The sequence below is a fragment of the Sulfitobacter sp. 1A13679 genome (assembly GCF_043557115.1).
Taxonomy (GTDB): Bacteria; Pseudomonadota; Alphaproteobacteria; order Rhodobacterales; family Rhodobacteraceae; genus Sulfitobacter; species Sulfitobacter faviae.
In genome coordinates this window covers 58,455-75,423 of sequence record NZ_JBIFFO010000017.1, presented here as the reverse complement: position 1 = coordinate 75,423, position 16,969 = coordinate 58,455, and the positions used below count along the sequence as shown (strand labels likewise).

13 protein-coding genes are annotated in these 16,969 nt (G+C 64.7%); 10 read left to right on the top strand and 3 right to left on the bottom strand.

The window, feature by feature from the left end; genetic code table 11:
* Window positions 1-28: 28 nt before the first annotated feature.
* From xdhA to ACGYLA_RS13920, 10 genes are all read left to right on the top strand, one after another.
* Window positions 29-1,420 carry a xanthine dehydrogenase small subunit gene (gene xdhA / locus ACGYLA_RS13965; protein ID WP_394433271.1) on the top strand — a complete coding sequence of 464 codons (1,392 nt, stop codon included), beginning with the start codon at window positions 29-31 and terminating at the stop codon, window positions 1,418-1,420.
* Window positions 1,417-3,831: a xanthine dehydrogenase molybdopterin binding subunit gene (xdhB, locus tag ACGYLA_RS13960; protein ID WP_394433270.1), complete on the top strand. Its 2,415-nt coding sequence runs from the start codon at window positions 1,417-1,419 to the stop codon at window positions 3,829-3,831. The genes xdhA and xdhB overlap by 4 nt, the downstream gene beginning before the upstream one ends.
* Window positions 3,828-4,583 carry a xanthine dehydrogenase accessory protein XdhC gene (gene xdhC / locus ACGYLA_RS13955; protein ID WP_394433268.1) on the top strand — a complete coding sequence of 252 codons (756 nt, stop codon included), beginning with the start codon at window positions 3,828-3,830 and terminating at the stop codon, window positions 4,581-4,583. The genes xdhB and xdhC overlap by 4 nt, the downstream gene beginning before the upstream one ends.
* Entirely contained in the window at window positions 4,580-6,097 is a 1,518-nt protein-coding gene (locus tag ACGYLA_RS13950; protein ID WP_394433266.1) for an ABC transporter ATP-binding protein, read from the top strand. Before xdhC ends, ACGYLA_RS13950 begins: the two co-directional genes overlap by 4 nt.
* A 42-nt stretch (window positions 6,098-6,139) precedes the next feature.
* Complete coding sequence (locus ACGYLA_RS13945) at window positions 6,140-7,222, top strand: ABC transporter permease (protein WP_394433264.1); 1,083 nt, start codon at window positions 6,140-6,142, stop codon at window positions 7,220-7,222.
* The gene (locus tag ACGYLA_RS13940; RefSeq protein ID WP_067935773.1) at window positions 7,222-8,142 is read left to right on the top strand and encodes an ABC transporter permease; all 921 of its coding nucleotides are present in this window, start codon (window positions 7,222-7,224) and stop codon (window positions 8,140-8,142) included. The genes ACGYLA_RS13945 and ACGYLA_RS13940 overlap by 1 nt, the downstream gene beginning before the upstream one ends.
* Before the next feature lie 71 nt (window positions 8,143-8,213).
* The gene (locus ACGYLA_RS13935) at window positions 8,214-9,287 is read left to right on the top strand and encodes a BMP family ABC transporter substrate-binding protein (protein WP_271689091.1); all 1,074 of its coding nucleotides are present in this window, start codon (window positions 8,214-8,216) and stop codon (window positions 9,285-9,287) included.
* Window positions 9,288-9,448: 161 nt separating this feature from the next.
* Window positions 9,449-10,387 (top strand): aldo/keto reductase, encoded by a 939-nt coding sequence (locus ACGYLA_RS13930; RefSeq protein ID WP_394433261.1) that lies wholly within the window; start codon window positions 9,449-9,451, stop codon window positions 10,385-10,387.
* On the top strand, window positions 10,384-11,037 hold the full coding sequence (locus tag ACGYLA_RS13925) for a DUF938 domain-containing protein (protein WP_394433259.1): 654 nt from the start codon (window positions 10,384-10,386) through the stop codon (window positions 11,035-11,037). Before ACGYLA_RS13930 ends, ACGYLA_RS13925 begins: the two co-directional genes overlap by 4 nt.
* The gene (locus tag ACGYLA_RS13920; protein ID WP_394433257.1) at window positions 11,034-11,822 is read left to right on the top strand and encodes a GH25 family lysozyme; all 789 of its coding nucleotides are present in this window, start codon (window positions 11,034-11,036) and stop codon (window positions 11,820-11,822) included. Before ACGYLA_RS13925 ends, ACGYLA_RS13920 begins: the two co-directional genes overlap by 4 nt.
* A gap of 188 nt (window positions 11,823-12,010) precedes the next feature.
* Here the strand turns inward: ACGYLA_RS13920 and ACGYLA_RS13915 are convergent, their stop codons facing one another.
* The 3 genes from ACGYLA_RS13915 to ACGYLA_RS13905 all read right to left on the bottom strand — a co-directional run bounded on the left by ACGYLA_RS13915 (window position 12,011) and on the right by ACGYLA_RS13905 (window position 16,935).
* Window positions 12,011-12,757, bottom strand: coding sequence for a hypothetical protein (locus tag ACGYLA_RS13915; RefSeq protein WP_394433255.1), 747 nt, complete (start codon window positions 12,755-12,757; stop codon window positions 12,011-12,013).
* A complete protein-coding gene (locus ACGYLA_RS13910) occupies window positions 12,754-15,246 on the bottom strand; it encodes an FAD-dependent oxidoreductase (protein WP_394433253.1) in 2,493 nt (830 codons plus the stop codon). Before ACGYLA_RS13910 ends, ACGYLA_RS13915 begins: the two co-directional genes overlap by 4 nt.
* Window positions 15,247-15,531: 285 nt before the next feature.
* Window positions 15,532-16,935, bottom strand: a complete 1,404-nt coding sequence (locus tag ACGYLA_RS13905; protein ID WP_394433251.1) for an FAD-binding oxidoreductase — start codon at window positions 16,933-16,935, stop codon at window positions 15,532-15,534.
* Between the last annotated feature and the right edge of the window lie 34 nt (window positions 16,936-16,969).

Genomic DNA, 16,969 nt, shown 5'->3' with positions numbered 1-16,969 from the left:
CACTTTGTACCGCGGCGGATGAGAACCAATGGACATCACTTTTCTTCTCAATGGAGAAGTCGTGTCACTCTCCAACGTGTCCCCGACCACCACCTTGCTTGACTGGCTGCGCGAAGAGCGCGGCTTGACGGGGACGAAAGAGGGCTGTAACGAGGGCGATTGCGGGGCCTGTTCGGTCATGATCAGTGATGAGAGCGGACACCGCGCGCTGAATGGCTGCATTCTGTTCCTGCCGCAAATCAACGGCAAGGCCGTCACCACGGTCGAAGGCATGGCGGGCGCCGACGGCACCCTGCACCCGGTGCAGGAGACCATGGTCGAACATCACGGCAGCCAATGCGGTTTCTGCACCCCGGGCTTCGTGGTCTCGATGGCCACGGCGCATCTTAACGGCGCCCGCGACCATGATGTGCAGCTTGCCGGCAACCTCTGCCGCTGCACCGGCTACGCGCCGATCATCCGCGCGGCTGAAGCCGCGGCGGACAAGCCCGTGCCAGACCATCTCTTGGGCCTCAAATCGAAGCTCAAACAGGACATCCCCGCTCCCGCCAAGGCCGAGGGCGCGCCCCATGTGCAGCCCGAGAGCAGCGATGATCTGGCCGCGTGGTACCTCGACCACCCCGAAGCGACGCTGATCGCCGGGGCGACGGACGTGGGCCTCTGGGTCACCAAGGGTTTCCGCGATCTTGGCGCCGTCGCCTTCCTCAACCGCTGCGCCGATCTGCGCGGCATCACCGAGGACGAGACCGGCCTGCGCATCGGGGCGATGACGACCCTGACCGAGGTGGAGGCAAAGCTTTCCCCGCTGTTTCCCAGCTTGGGCGTGATGCTGCGGCGCTACGGCTCGACGCAGGTGCGCAACGCGGCGACGCTGGGCGGCAATATCGCCAACGGCTCGCCCATCGGTGACGGCCCGCCCGCGCTCATTGCGCTTGGTGCCACGCTGCACCTGCGCCGTGGCGATGCGCGGCGCGAACTGCCGCTGGAGGATTTCTTCCTCGACTACGGCAAGCAGGACCGTGCGCCGGGCGAATTTGTCGAGGCGATCACCGTGCCGCGCCAGCACGACACCCTGCGTTGCTATAAGCTGTCGAAGCGTTTCGATCAGGACATCTCGGCGGTTTGCGGCTGCATCTCGATCACCGGCAACGGGGAGGAGATCCTCACCGCCCGCGTGGTCTTCGGCGGCATGGCCGCCACCCCGAAACGCGCCGCTGCGGCTGAGGCGGCGCTCGTCGGCGAACCGTGGAGCGAAGAGACCATCCGCAAGGCGATGGAGGCGATGCGCGACGACTTCACCCCGCTGTCGGACATGCGCGCCTCCGCCGCCTACCGGATGCAGGCGGCGCAGAACATGCTGCTGCGCTATTTCTACGACGCCAATGGCACCCCCACCAATCTGCTGGAGGTCTCGGCATGAGCGTCGCAAAGCCCCTTCCCCATGACGCCGCGAAGCTGCATGTGACCGGCGCCGCGCGCTACGTCGACGACATCCCCACCCCGCGCGGCACGCTGCATCTGGCCTTTGGCCTCAGCCCCATCGCGGCGGGTGATCTGACGGGTCTTGATCTTCAAGCCGTGCGCAAGGCCCCCGGCGTTGTTGCGGTCCTGACCGCCGACGATCTGGAGCACGACTGCGACACCTCGCCGTCGAACCATGACGAGCCGCTTTTGGCGACCGATGAGGTGCATTACGCGGGCCAGCCGCTCTATCTGGTGGTGGCCACCAGCCACCTCGCCGCGCGCCGCGCCGCCCAGCTGGGCAAGCCGCAGATCACCCCGCGCGACCCGATCCTGACAGTGGAACAGGCGCTCGACGCCAACAGCCGTTTCGAGGATGGCCCCCGCATCTACCAGAAGGGCGACGCCGAAACCGCGCTGTCAAAAGCCAGCCGTCGCCTCGCCGGCCAGATCGAGATGGGCGGGCAGGAGCATTTCTACCTCGAGGGTCAGGCCGCCATGGCGTTGCCGCAGGACAACGGCGACATGCTGGTGCATTCCTCGACCCAGCACCCGACCGAGATCCAGCATAAAGTCGCCCATGCCATTGGCCGCCCCATGCACGCCGTGCGGGTCGAGACCCGGCGCATGGGCGGCGGTTTCGGCGGCAAGGAAAGCCAGGGCAACGCGCTGGCCATCGCCTGTTCGGTCGCTGCGGCAATGACCGGCAAGCCCTGCAAGATGCGCTATGACCGTGATGACGACATGATCATCACCGGCAAGCGGCATGATTTTCGCGTCGCGTATGACGTGGGCTTTAACGAGACGGGCCGGATCACCGCGCTGGATGTCACCCATTACACCCGCTGCGGCTGGTCGATGGATCTCAGCCTGCCGGTCGCCGACCGCGCCATGCTGCACGCAGACAATGCCTATCATCTGAACGACATCCGCATCACGTCGCACCGCTTGCGCACCAATACCGCCAGCGCCACGGCCTTCCGCGGCTTCGGCGGCCCGCAGGGGATCGTGGGCATCGAGCGGGTAATGGATCATATCGCGCAGGAGTTGGGCCTCGACCCGCTCGCGGTGCGCCGCGCGAACTACTACGCCGACAACGCCCACCGCCCGACCGAGGTGGAGAATACCGGCACCGCGATCGACAACCGCACCCCGCCTGAGGCCGAGGCCGATCTTTCGTCGCGCGGCGCGCCCCCTGTGCCCGGCGAGGAGCCCGCGATCCCCGCAACACCCTCCGATGTGCAGACCACGCCCTACCAGCAGCCGGTCACCGATTGCATTATCAACGCGCTGACCGACCGACTCGTCGAAAGCTGCGATTACGACGCGCGCCGCGCCGCCATCGCCGCGTGGAACGCGCAAAGCCCGCTGATGAAGCGCGGCATCGCGATCACGCCAGTAAAATTCGGCATCTCCTTCACGCTCACTCACCTCAATCAGGCGGGCGCGCTGGTGCATGTCTACCAAGACGGCTCGATCCACCTGAACCACGGCGGCACCGAGATGGGGCAAGGGCTGTTCCAGAAGGTGGCGCAGGTCGCGGCCTCGCGCTTCGGCGTCTCGCCCGAGGTGGTCAAGATCACCGCCACGGATACCGCGAAGGTGCCTAATACCTCGGCCACCGCGGCCTCTTCGGGCTCGGACCTCAACGGCATGGCCGCGCAGAACGCCTGCGACACGATCCGCGACCGCATGGCCGCGCATCTGGCCGAACGCTACCAGACCACCCCCGATCAGGTGGTATTCGCCGACGGCATGGTGCAGATCGGCGGAGAGGAGATCACCTTCGCCGCCGCCGCCGCCTCGGCCTATGAGAACCGCGTGAGCCTTTCCGCCACCGGCTATTACAAGACGCCAGATATCGAATGGGACCGCATCGCCGGGCGCGGGCGGCCGTTCTACTACTTCGCCTATGGCGCGGCCTGTACCGAGGTGGTGATCGACACGCTAACCGGCGAAAACCGCATCCTGCGCACCGATATCCTGCATGACGCCGGTGCCTCGCTGAACCCCGCGCTCGACATCGGTCAGATCGAAGGCGGATACGTTCAAGGCGCAGGCTGGCTCACGACCGAGGAACTGGTCTGGGACGAGACCGGCACCCTGCGCACCCATGCGCCCTCGACCTACAAGATCCCCGCCTGTTCGGACCGCCCGCCGGTCTTCAACGTGGCGCTCTGGGATCAGCCGAACCCGGCGCAGACCGTCTACCGCTCCAAAGCCGTGGGCGAGCCGCCCTTCATGCTGGGCATCTCGGCCTTCATGGCGCTGTCGGATGCGGTGGCGGCCTGCGGCCCGCATTACGGCGACCTGCAGGCCCCGGCCACCGCCGAGGCCGTGCTCGCCGCCGTTGGACGGGCGCGGAAATGACCGCGATCTTCGTCGAGGTCACCGCCACGCGCGGTTCGGCCCCGCGGGATGCGGGCACGGCGATGAAGGTCACGCCCAATGCAATCGCGGGCACCATCGGCGGCGGCGCGTTGGAGCATCAGGCCATTGCGCACGCCCGCCAGATGCTGGCCGAGGGCCGGTGCGAAGACAGCCAGACCCTGCCGCTCGGCCCCGGTCTGGGCCAATGCTGCGGCGGCGCGGTCAGCCTGCGCTACACCACGACGCCGCGCCCGCTGGACGCGGCCACCCCCCTGCCCCTGCCGGATGTACACAGCGACGTGCCGCTCTGGCTCTGGGGCGCGGGGCATGTGGGCCGGGCGGTGGTGGCCGCCTGCCCGCCCCGGGCCTTCGATCTGACATGGATCGACAGCGCCCGCGACCGTTTCCCCGACCAGATCCCGCCCCATGTCACCGTCACCCCCGCCGCCGACATGCCGCGTCTCGCCGCCCATGCGCCGCGCGAGGCGCACCACCTGATCTTCACCTATTCCCATGACATCGACCTCGCCCTCTGTGCCGCGCTGCTCAATCGCGGCGCCGCGAGCGTCGGCTTGATCGGCTCTGACACAAAAAAGTCACGGTTTTCCCGCCGCTTGCATGACATGGGGTTGGATCCCTCTGGCATCACCTGTCCAATTGGCGATAAATCGCTGGGCAAGCTGCCTGCGCAAATTGCCCATGGCGCGCTGATCGCCCTCATCGCCCGGACCCAGACAAAGGTTTCCGCATGACTGTTTCACTTCTCGACCTCACCGGGTTGACCAAGGCCTACCCCGGCGTCGTCGCGAACGATGACGTTTCCCTGCGGATCGCTCCGGGCGAGGTTCACGCCCTGCTGGGTGAGAACGGCGCGGGCAAATCCACTTTGGTCAAAATGATTTACGGACTGGTCAAACCCGACGCGGGCCAGATGCGGATGCGGGGCGAGAGCTTTGCCCCCACCGACCCCCATGCGGCGCGGCAGGCGGGCGTGGGCATGGTGTTTCAGCACTTCTCGCTTTTCGATGCGCTCAGCGTGGCAGAGAACATCGCCCTCGGCATGGAAAACCCGCCGCGAATGCGCGAGCTGAGCCAGCAGATCCGCGATGTGTCGGACACCTACGGCCTCCCGCTTGCACCTGATCGCACCGTCGGTGACCTCTCGGCGGGGGAGCGTCAGCGGGTTGAGATCATCCGCTGCCTGCTGCAAGAGCCGAAACTGCTGATCATGGACGAGCCGACCTCGGTCCTCACGCCGCAAGAGGTTGAAATCCTGTTCAAGACCCTGCGCAAACTCAGCGCCGAAGGCACTGCGATCCTCTATATCTCCCACAAGCTCGAAGAAATCCGCAGCCTGTGCGACAGCGCCACGATCCTGCGCTTGGGCAAGGTCGTTGGCCATTGCACCCCGCGTGAGACGTCGGCCCGCGACATGGCCGAGATGATGGTGGGCTCCGCGCTGAAAACGCCCACCCGCGACAGCAAGGAACCGGGCGAAGTGACGCTGCGGCTGAACGATCTTTCGGCCCGGTCGGCCCATGCTTTCGGCATGCCGCTGCGCGATATTTCCGTCGAGGTGCGGCGCGGGGAGGTGCTGGGCATCGGCGGCGTTGCGGGCAACGGGCAGGACGAATTGCTCAACGCGCTGTCGGGCGAAACACTGGTCGGCGCGGGCATGATCACCTTTGACGGGCGCGACATTGGGCTGCTCGGCCCCACCGCCCGCCGCGCGCTTGGCGTCTTGACCGCCCCCGAGGAGCGGCTCGGCCATGCCGCCGTGCCGGATATGTCGCTGACGGAAAACGCCATGCTGACCGGTGCGGCGCGTGAGGGGCTAGAGCGCGGCGGCATGCTCGACTGGGGCAAGGCGCGCAGCTTTGCCGAGAAGATCATCAAGACCTTCGACGTGCGCACCCCCGGCCCCGCCAATGCCGCGCGCTCGCTCTCAGGCGGCAACCTGCAAAAATTCGTCATCGGGCGCGAGGTGCTGCAACGGCCCGAGCTTTTGGTGGTGAACCAGCCCACATGGGGGGTCGATGCCTCCGCCGCCGCCGCGATCCGGCAGGCGCTACTCGATCTCGCCTCAGGCGGGACCGCCGTGATCGTCATCAGCCAAGACCTTGATGAGCTGATGGAGATTTCCGACAATTTCGCCGCCCTGAACGAAGGCCGCCTGTCGCCGTCCCGCCCCGCGCAGGGGCTGACGGTCGAAGAAATCGGCCTGATGATGGGCGGCGCACATGGTATGGAGGTCGCGCATGTCTAAGCCGAGCCTCACATCTTTCACTCTGACCATTGGGGGTGATCTGTGATCCGCCTTGAAAAGCGTCCGCAACCCAGCCGGGCCCTCTCGCTGTCGACACCGATCATGGCGGTGCTGGCCACTTTCATCTTCGGCGGGCTTTTGTTCGCGGCCTTGGGCAAAGACCCGATTGAGGCGCTGCAAACGATCTTTTGGCAGCCCCTGTTTGGCGACTACGCCTTTTACTACCGCCCACAACTGCTGATCAAAGGCGCACCCTTGGTGCTGATCGCCATCGGCCTCAGCCTTGGGTTCAAGGCGGGCATTTGGAACATCGGGGCCGAGGGGCAGTATATCATGGGCGCCCTCTTTGGCGCGGGCGTGGGGCTGGCTTTCTACCCGTTTGAGGCGTGGTATATCTTTCCGCTGATGATCCTCGCCGGGGCGCTCGGGGGTTGGCTTTGGGCGATGATCCCGGCCCTTCTCAAGGTGCGTTTCGGCACCAATGAAATCCTCGTCTCGCTGATGCTGGTCTATGTGGCGGAACAGTTCCTTGCCTCCATGTCACTCGGATTGCTGAAAAATCCCGAAGGCTACGGCTTTCCCGGCTCGCGCAACCTGCAACAATACGCTTCTGCCCATAACGCCGAACTCTTCGCAGGCTCTGGCATGCACTGGGGCGTGGTCGCAGCACTGATCGCGGTGATCTTTGCCTATGTCCTGCTCGCACGGCACCGTCTGGGCTTTGCCATCCGCGTCACCGGGGAGGCCCCGCGCGCGGCGCGATTCTCGGGCGTGAACCCGGCGCGGCTGGTGCTGTTTTGCCTCGGCACCTCTGGCCTGCTCGCCGGTCTTGCGGGCATGTTCGAGGTCGCTGGCCCCTCGGGTCAGGTCACCATCGACTTTAACGTGGGCTATGGCTTTACGGCGATCATCGTGGCCTTCCTTGGCCGGTTGCACCCGATCGGCATTCTGCTCGCCGGGGCGCTGATGGCGCTGACCTATATCGGCGGGGACATCGCGCAGTCCAACCTCGGCCTGCCTGCCGCCGCCATTCAGGTGTTCCAAGGCATGCTCCTGTTCTTCCTGCTCGCGCTGGACGTTTTCACTCATTACCGGCTGCGCTTTGGCGCGGCGGAGGCTGCCTGATGGATCTTTCCGCAATCAACCCGCTCTTGTTCGTCGCAGGCTTTCTTGTCGCCGCGACGCCGCTGATCTTCGCCGCCATCGGAGAACTCGTGGTCGAGAAATCCGGCGTGCTGAACCTCGGCGTCGAAGGCATGATGATCACCGGCGCGATCTGCGGCTTTGCCACGGCGGTCGAGACCGGTTCGCCGCTTTTGGGCTTCGCCGCCGCCGCCGCGGGCGGTGCCGTGCTCAGCCTGCTCTTCGCCTTCCTGACCCAAGTGGCGCTGGCCAATCAGGTCGCCTCGGGCCTGTCGCTCACGCTCTTCGGTCTCGGCCTCTCGGCCCTGATCGGGCAGAGCTACGTCGGGATCAAGCCGCCGCGGCTGGGTGACATCGACTTCGGCCCGCTGGCCGATATCCCCGTTATTGGGCCGATCCTCTTCACCCATGACATCATCCTCTACCTCGGCATCGCGCTGGTCGCCGGGGTCTGGGCGGTGCTGAAATTCACCCGCGCGGGCCTGATCCTGCGCGCTGTAGGAGAGAGCCACGACGCAGCCCATGCGCTCGGCTACAAGGTCAAGCGCATCCGCACCGCGGCGATCCTCTTTGGCGGCGCCTGCGCGGGCCTGGGCGGCGCCTACATCAGCCTCATTCGCGTGCCGCAATGGACCGAAGGGATGACCGCCGGGATCGGCTGGATCGCCCTCGCCCTCGTCGTCTTCGCCTCATGGAAGCCATGGCGCGCCCTCTTGGGTGCCTATCTTTTCGGCGGCATCACCCAGTTGCAGTTGAACTTGCAAGGCGCGGGCGTTGCCATTCCGGTAGAGTATCTGGCAATGTCGCCGTATATCATCACCATCATCGTTCTGGTGGTGCTGTCGGCGGACAAAAGCGCCGCGCCGGCCTCGCTGGGCCGTACCTTCCACGCCTCGAACTAGGGGCATCACGTCACGCGGCATCGCCCGCACATCAAGCCCCGGCAAAGGGGCACGCAAACAGGGGAAACCTCATGAAACTAACCACCCTTATGACCAGCGCGGCCCTTGCGCTCGGCCTTGCTTCGGGCGCTGTGGCCCAAGACAAGACCAAGGTCGGCTTTGTCTTTGTCGGCCCCGTGGGCGACGGCGGCTGGACCTATGAGCATAACGAAGGCCGTTTGGCCGTCGAAGAAGAGTTCGGCGACAAGGTCGAAACCGTCTTCGTCGAAAGCGTCGCCGAGGGCCCCGATTCCGAACGTGTGATGACGCAGATGGCGCTCGACGGTGCCGATCTGATCTTCACCACCTCCTTTGGCTACATGGACCCCACCATCAACGTGGCCAAGAAATTCCCCGATGTGAAATTCGAGCACGCCACCGGTTACAAACGCGCCGACAACGTCTCGACCTATTCCGCGCGTTTCTACGAAGGCCGCGCCATTCAGGGCCATATCGCGGGCTCCATGACCGAGAGCAACATCATCGGCTACATCGGCTCCTTCCCGATCCCGGAAGTGATCCGCGGCATCAACTCCGCCTATATCCACGCCAAGAAGGTAAACCCCGACGTTCAGTTCAAAATCGTCTGGGCCTACACGTGGTTTGACCCGGCCAAGGAAGCCGACGCCGCCAAGGTGCTGATCGAACAGGGCGCCGACGTGGTGCTGCAACACACCGATTCCACGGCACCCCAAGCGGCTGCACAGGAAGCGGGCAACGTGATCACCTTTGGCCAAGCCTCCGACATGGCGCAATATGCCCCCAAGCCGCGCGTGTCTTCGATCATCGACAACTGGGCGCCCTACTACATCGACCGCGTCAAAGCGGTCATGGACGGCACATGGGAAAGCCAAGACACATGGGACGGCATCGGGCCGGGCATGGTCGGCATTGGTGAGATCACCGACGCCGTGCCCGCAGATGTGAAAGCCGAAGCGCTGGAACTGAAAGAGAAAATTGCATCGGGCGAGTACCACCCCTTCACCGGTCCGATCAACAAACAGGACGGTTCCGCATGGCTGGCCGAAGGCGAGACCGCAGATGACGGCACGCTGGCGGGCATGAACTTCTATGTCGAAGGCATCGAAGGCACCATTCCTGAGTAAGCCGAACCGGCTCACCGACGACAGGGGCGCACGGGCAACCGCGCGCCCCTTTTTCGTAGCCGCTCCGGTCGGGACCCCATACCCGCAGTCCCCAAGCGCGCCGCCGCCTGCCCCTGCGTAAACCCATTGCGCGCGGGCAGCGCACATGCCACCAATCTGGCATGATACAGATGCTCACCAGCCTTGATGGCACCCCCGCCAGCCGCCTCGCCTTCGGCACCATGCAGTTCGGCGGGCGCGCCGATGCGGCAGCCTCCCGCGCGATGTTCGACGCCTGTATCGAGGCCGGGATCACCCATTTCGACACGGCCCATGTCTATACCGACGGGGCGTCAGAGCGGCTGTTGGGCCAGTTCGTCCAAGACCGTCGCGAAAGCCTGATCGTCGCCACCAAAGCCGCCTATACCGGGGGCGCGGGTCGGGCCAATATCCTCGCCTCTGCCGAGACATCCCGCCAGCGGATGCAGCTTGATACGCTCGATGTTCTCTACCTCCACCGCTTCGATCCCGAGACCCCGCTGACCGAAAGCTTCGCCGCGCTGGCCGACCTGCAACAACAGGGCCATATCCGCCAAGTGGGCCTGTCGAACTTCGCCGCATGGCAGGTCGTCAAAGCCGCCCATATCGCCGCCGACTTCGGGCTTGAGATCGCGGTGATCCAACCGATGTACAACCTCGTCAAACGTCAGGCCGAGGTCGAGATCCTGCCGATGGCCCATGACCTCGACATATTGGTCGCCCCCTACTCCCCGCTGGGCGGCGGGCTGTTGACCGGAAAATACGCTGAGGGCGGCACTGGCCGCCTGAGCGAAGATGACCGCTATGCCGCCCGCTACGGGCAAGAGGGGATGCACGGCGCCGCTGCCGGTCTTGCCGCCCTTGCGGGTGATCTGGGCACCCATCCCGCAACCCTCGCCGTGGCCTGGGCAGCGGCCCATCCCACGAAGCCGACGCCGATCATCTCGGCCCGCTCCTTGGCCCAACTAGAGCCGTCGCTCGCCGCGCTGACCTACCTGATGACGCCGCAGACCTACGCCGCCATCTCGGCCCTGTCGCCGACACCGCCCCCGGCCACCGACCGGCTGGAAGAGCAGGCATGAGCCGCCTGCCCTCCAACGCCAGCGTCGCCGAAGAGGCAGGTGGCGACCGCCTCTTCGCCCCCGCCGCCGCGCGCAATCTCGACGCGCTTTGCGACCTGCTGGCCACCCACGCCCCGCCCCGGGGCCGTGCGCTGGAAATCGCCAGCGGCACCGGCCAGCATGTCGTGGGCTTCGCCAAACGCCTGCCGGGCCTTAGATGGCAACCCAGCGACATCGACACCGCCCGCCGCGCCAGCATCAACGCCTATGCAGCCGAGGCCGCCTTGCCCAATATCGCCCCCGCCCTGCCGCTCGACGCGACCAAGCCCGGCTGGGCGGGCGACCACGGCCCCTTCGACCTGATCATGCTGGCCAATCTGCTGCATCTGATTTCGACCCCCGCCACCCGGTGCCTAATCGATGAGGCCGCCGCAGCCCTCGCCCCCGGCGGCACGCTGATCCTCTACGGCCCGTTCAAACGCGACGGCCAAACCACCTCCTCCGGCGATACCCGCTTTGACGCACAACTGCGCGCCGCCGACCCCGCGATTGGCTATAAAGACAATACCGAGATGGCCCGCTGGCTGAGCGATGCAGCCCTCAGCCCGATCGACGAAGTGGACATGCCCGCCAACAACCTCGCCTTCATCGCCAGAAAGCCCAGCCCATGATCCTCCGCCGCGCCCTGATCCTGTTGCTCCTCGCCCTCGCCGCATGCGGCTCCCCCGGCAGCCCGCCCCCGGCCCCGCCCGGCGTGCTCTTCCCCGCCGCCTTCGGGGACAGCGATCCGGTGAGTTTCAATGGCCGCACCCCCGCTGCCTACCCCGTGCACGGCATCGACGTGGCCCGTTTCCAAAATGATATCGACTGGAACACCGCCCGACGCGCGGGCGTGAACTTCGCCTTCATCAAGGCCACCGAAGGCGGCGACCTCAAAGACATCAACTTCGACAGCCACTGGCAAGGCGCGGGCCAAGCCGCCGTGAAACGCGGCGCCTATCATTTCTACTATTTCTGCACCCCGCCCGAAGATCAGGCCCGCTGGTTCATCCGCAACGTGCCCAAGACAGGCGGCATGCTGCCCCCGGTGCTTGATATGGAATGGAACCCCTTCTCCCCCACCTGCGCCCATGTCCGCCCGCCCGCCGCCGACGTCCGCGATCAAATGCGCCGCTGGCTGCGCGTGGTCGAAGCCCACTACGGCCAACGCCCGATCATCTACACCACACCCAAATTCTACCGTGAGAACGACCTTGGCCGCTTCCGGGGATACGACTTCTGGCTGCGCACCACCGCCAAAACCCCAGCCGAAGCCTACCCCGGCCAAACATGGCGCTTCTGGCAATACAGCGCCACGGGCATCGTCCCCGGCATCGGCGGCGACGTGGACCTCAACGCCTTCTCCGGCAGCCGCGCCGACTGGCAAAACTGGGTCGCCACCCGCGCCCTGCCCTAAAACCAACGGGAAGGCGCCCCTCCCCCTCCTTCATCCTTTCTCAAATACCTCTGCGCCACCCTGCCGCAAAAGCGACGTGATCGGTTACCCCCCCAAACCAAACGCCTCCAATAGAAACGCCACCCCGCCCGCTTCATCCTTTCTCAAATACCTCTGCACAACGTCCACCCCAGACGCCACGCCACCCTTCACCCCCGCGCATAATACCGCGCCACAACGAACAGCCCGCCCACCAACAAAAGCGGCAACAAGAATATCCGAAATACATGCACCCCGAGCACCGCCAAAAGCGCGCCGATCAACTCATCCGCGCGGCTCCAAAGGTTGCTGGCAAGCTGCCGATACTCCGTCAAACCCGGTTCTTCCTCACCCAAAGCCTCGCTGCCGCCGACATGGGCGGTGATCTCCTCGATCACCTCCATGTTCCGCAAATAGACCCCTTCGGTAAGCTGTCCCGCCAGCGGCTCAGACACCACTAAGGCAAGCGGAAGCGCCAACCCCAGAAACCCGCCATACCACGCCAACCGCCGGGGCAGCCCGGCATGACCGCGCTTGCTCAAAGCCCAAACCGCCAGCGCGACAGACAACAGCCCCAACCCGATCGCACTCAACGGACCAAGGGCCACGGCGATCACCCCCGTGGCCACCATGACACCGAAAACCAGCCCCGCGATCCGCTCCACCGTGTCGTCAATCGGCTCCAACACCTTCAGTGGCCGCGCCGAGCCGGAGGCGATGAAGGACAGCCCCACCTCGATCTCCTGCGCGGTCGAAAGAAAAGCATTCAACGTGCGCAGCGTGACATAGGAGGCCGCCGCCGTGGTCGCCACATCCGCCGCATAGCCCTGCGCCGCGCTGACCACGGGATTGTCGCGCAGCAGCGCCGCCGTCAGCGCCAATACGCAGAAAAGTGCAAGCAGCCCGCGCCGGATCAACCGTCCACCCGGATGCGCTGGTTCTTCGGATCATAGGGGCTGTCTTCGACCACCTCGGCCTCCCACAGTTGATCAAGCATCTTTACCTTCAGCCTCGTGCCTACCACCGCATCCTCGGGTTTGACATAGCCCATGCCGATGCTCTTGCCGAAGGCCACGGAATAGCCCCCCGAGGTCAGCCGCCCGGTTCGGGTCTCGCCATTGTAAAGCACCTCACGGCCCCAAGGATCGGCATCCTCCGGCCCGTCGATCAGCACGGTCACGCATTTCGCGCGGATGCCGTGATCGACCATCGCCTGCTTCCCGTGAAACTCTTTGTTCAGGTCCACGAAGCGCGGCAAATCCGCTTCCATAGGCGTCGCATCCCGGCCCAACTCATGCCCAAAGGCGCGATAGCTCTTCTCCTGCCTCAGCCAGTTCTGCGCCCGCGCGCCGACCAGCTTCATCCCATGCGGCTTGCCAGCCTTCTCCAACTGGTCGAACAGATGGTTCTGCATCTCGATCGGGTGATGCAACTCCCAGCCGAGCTCCCCGGTATAGGCCACCCGGATCGCGCGGACCGGCACCATGCCCAACTCGATGTCGCGCATGGTGAGCCACGGGAACCGCTTGTTGCCCAACACCGTCTCCGGCGCCGCATCCCGCACCAAGGCACCCAAAACATCCCGCGACTTCGGCCCGGCAATCGCGAAAACACCCCACTGCGTGGTCACGTCATGACATTCCACGTAGCCGACCTCAGGCATCTTATCGGCAATCGCCTTGCGCAGATAATCGCTGTCATAGGCCGTCCATGCCCCCGCCGAGACGAGGTAATATTCGTCCTGCGCCAAACGCACGATGGTATATTCCGTCCGCGTTGTCCCCGCCCCGGTCAAGGCATAGGTCAGGTTGATACGCCCCACCGAAGGCAGCTTGTTGCAGGTGAACCAATCCAGAAACGCCGTTGCCCCCGGCCCGCGGACCAGATGTTTGGTAAAGGCCGTGGCATCAATCAGACCCACACCCTCACGGATCGCCCGCGCTTCCTCTACGGCATATGGCCACCAGCCCCCGCGCCGGAACGAGCGGCTGTCGTGATCGCTAAATCCCTCCGGCGCGAAATAATTCGGCCGTTCCCAACCATTCACCTGCCCGAATTGCGCCCCCCGCGCCGCCTGCCGGTCATAGGCGGGCGAGGTGCGCAGCGGACGGCACGCGGGCCGCTCCTCATCAGGATGGTGCAGAATATACACGTGATCGTAGGCTTCCTCATTCTTGCGCGCGGCATATTCCGTGGTCATCCAATCGCCGTAGCGTTTGGGATCGAGGCTCGCCATATCGATCTCGGCCTCGCCCTCCACCATCATCTGCGCCAGATAATAGCCGGTGCCGCCCGCCGCCGTGATCCCGAAGGAAAACCCTTCCGCCAGCCACATATTGCGCAGCCCCGGCGCTGGCCCCACCAAGGGGTTGCCATCGGGCGTATAGCAAATCGGCCCGTTGAAATCATCTTTCAGCCCGCAATCCTCGGCCGAGGGGATGCGGTGGTTCATCGCCATATATTGCTCTTCGATCCGCTCAAGATCGAGCTGAAACAGATCGGCCCGGAAACTGTCAGGCACCCCATATTCAAACCGCGCCGGCGCGCCCTTCTCATAGACCCCAAGAATCCAGCCACCACGCTCTTCGCGCACATAGCTCTGCGCATCGGCATCGCGGATCACCGGATGCTCCCCGTTGCCCGCCGCCCGGTAATCGACCAAGGCCGGATCGCGGTCCATGACGATGAACTGATGCTCCACGGGAATCGCTGGCATCTTGATGCCCAGCATCCGCGCCGTGCGCTGCGCATGGTTGCCGCTCGCAGTCACCACATGCTCCGCCGTGATGACGATCTGCTCCTCCGACGGCACAAGGTTGCCGCCCTTCTCGACCATTTTGGTGCAGGCCACCTCCCAATGCGTTCCATTCCAATGGAACCCATCCGCCTGCCACTTGCGCTCGATCGCCACACCACGCTGCCGCGCCCCCTTGGCCATCGCCATGGTCACATCGGCGGGGTTAATATAGCCATCGGTCTGGTGATAAAGCGCCCCCTTCAAATCCGATGTCTCGATCAGCGGCCACTTTGCCTTAATCTCATCGGGGGTTAACCATTGATAGGGCACGCCGCAGGTCTCGGCGGTGGAAGCATAGAGCATATACTCATCCATCCGCGCATCCGTCTGGGCCATACGCAGATTGCCCACCACGGCAAAGCCCGCGTTCAGCCCCGTCTCCGCCTCCAGCGTCTTATAAAACTCGACCGAATACTGATGAATATGGGTCGTCGCATAAGACATGTTGAACAAGGGCAAAAGCCCCGCCGCATGCCAAGTCGAGCCAGAGGTCAACTCGTCCCGCTCCAAGAGCATCACATCATCCCAACCGGCCTTCGCCAGATGATAGGCGATCGACGTGCCAACCGCGCCGCCCCCGACAACCAATGCTTTGACTTGCGTTTTCATCTGCCAATCCCCCTGCGCTAGGCCCACTCCCGTTGTACGCAGCAGCACCACGCCCCGCAGGCAGCAGCCGACCCAACATCGTCAAAAACCGACCTCACCCGCTCACCCAAAGCGCCACCTCAGCCCCAGCGCGCCCTCTCACCTTCATCCTTTCTCAAATACCCTGCACCACCTCTCCTGCCGCACTACATCAAGGCAGACCACACCGCCCCTCCACCTTCATCCTTTCCCAAATACCCTGCACGACCCCTCCCGCCGCACAACATCAGGGCAAAGCACCCAATCTCACCCCGGCAAAATCTTCCCCGGGTTCAAAATATTCTGCGGATCCAGCGCCGCCTTTAGGGTCGCCATCACATCCACCGCGGCCCCCAATTCCTTGCGCAGATAGGGCCGCTTGCCCTGCCCGATCCCATGTTCGCCGGTGCAGGTCCCGTCCATCGAAATCGCCAGTTCCGCCAACCAGCTGACGAAGGCCTCGCCGCGCGCGACTTCTTCGGGGTCGTCCATGTCGATCAACAAGGACGCATGGAAATTCCCGTCCCCTGCATGGCCCACGATGGGGGCGATCAATTGCAACTCTTCTGCCCGCGCTTGGGCTGCCACCACGGCATCGGCGAGGCGCGAGATCGGCACGCAGACATCTGTGGCCACCGCCTTGCAGCCCGGTCTCAGCGCCAGCACCGCCCAATAGCCGTCATGGCGGGCCTGCCATAGCTTGCTGCGTTCTTCGGGGGTCGTCGTCGCGGCATAGCCGCTGCCGCCGAATTCTTCCGAGAGCATGCCAAAGGTCTCGGCCTGTTCCACCACGCCCGCCTCGGAGCCGTGGAATTCCAGCAGCAAAAGCGGCGTTTCGGGCAGGGTCAGCTTGGAATAGGCGTTCACGGCCTTGACCACATTGGCGTCCAAAAGCTCGATCCGCGCCACGGGTAGGCCGTATTGGATAACCGCCATCACGGTCTCGCAGGCGGCCTGTACCGTCGGAAAGGAACAGCGGGCCGAGGACATCGCCTCGGGGATGCCTTGCAGGCGCAGGGTGATCTCGGTGATGATCCCAAGCGTCCCTTCCGAGCCCAAGAAAAGCCGCGTCAGATCGTAGCCCGCCGAAGATTTCCGCGCCCGCCCGCCGGTGCGGATCACCCGGCCATCAGCCAGAACCACCTCAAGGCTCAGAACGTTGTCCTTCATCGTTCCATAGCGCACCGCATTGGTGCCGCTGGCCCGCGTCGCGGTCATCCCCCCGAGCGACGCATTGGCGCCGGGGTCGATCGGAAAGAACAGCCCCTGATCGCGCAGATGGGTGTTGAGCGCTTCGCGGGTCACGCCAGGCTGCACCCGGCAATCCAAATCGCCCGCATTGACCTCAAGCACGCGGTCCATCTGCATGACATCGATGCAAATCCCGCCCGCCGGGGCGTTCACATGCCCTTCGAGAGAGGTGCCCGTGCCGAAGGGGATCACAGGCACCCGATGGGCGGCGCAGATACGCACCGCCCGCGCCACCTCTTCGGTCGAGCGCGCCATGACGACCGCATCAGGCGCCTGCGTGTCGATCCATGTGGTGGTGTGGCCATGCTGTTCGCGAATGGCTTGGCCGGTCAGCAGATTGTCCCCGAAGGCTTGTTGCAACTCATCCAGCGCGGCGGCGATCCCCACCTCATTTCGCGGCAAATCTGCGATTTTCGTCACGTTCTATCTCCCAATAGCATCCTCACGCCGCAAA

Excerpts from the sequence above, each read along its gene's own strand:
- xdhC (WP_394433268.1), top strand. The coding sequence starts at position 3,828 with ATGACCGCGATCTTCGTCGAGGTCACCGCCACGCGCGGTTCGGCCCCG.
- xdhB (WP_394433270.1), top strand. The coding sequence starts at position 1,417 with ATGAGCGTCGCAAAGCCCCTTCCCCATGACGCCGCGAAGCTGCATGTG.
- ACGYLA_RS13935 (WP_271689091.1), top strand. The coding sequence starts at position 8,214 with ATGAAACTAACCACCCTTATGACCAGCGCGGCCCTTGCGCTCGGCCTT.
- ACGYLA_RS13930 (WP_394433261.1), top strand. The coding sequence starts at position 9,449 with ATGATACAGATGCTCACCAGCCTTGATGGCACCCCCGCCAGCCGCCTC.
- xdhA (WP_394433271.1), top strand. The coding sequence starts at position 29 with ATGGACATCACTTTTCTTCTCAATGGAGAAGTCGTGTCACTCTCCAAC.
- ACGYLA_RS13920 (WP_394433257.1), top strand. The coding sequence starts at position 11,034 with ATGATCCTCCGCCGCGCCCTGATCCTGTTGCTCCTCGCCCTCGCCGCA.
- ACGYLA_RS13925 (WP_394433259.1), top strand. The coding sequence starts at position 10,384 with ATGAGCCGCCTGCCCTCCAACGCCAGCGTCGCCGAAGAGGCAGGTGGC.
- ACGYLA_RS13910 (WP_394433253.1), bottom strand. The coding sequence starts at position 15,246 with ATGAAAACGCAAGTCAAAGCATTGGTTGTCGGGGGCGGCGCGGTTGGC.
- ACGYLA_RS13940 (WP_067935773.1), top strand. The coding sequence starts at position 7,222 with ATGGATCTTTCCGCAATCAACCCGCTCTTGTTCGTCGCAGGCTTTCTT.
- ACGYLA_RS13950 (WP_394433266.1), top strand. The coding sequence starts at position 4,580 with ATGACTGTTTCACTTCTCGACCTCACCGGGTTGACCAAGGCCTACCCC.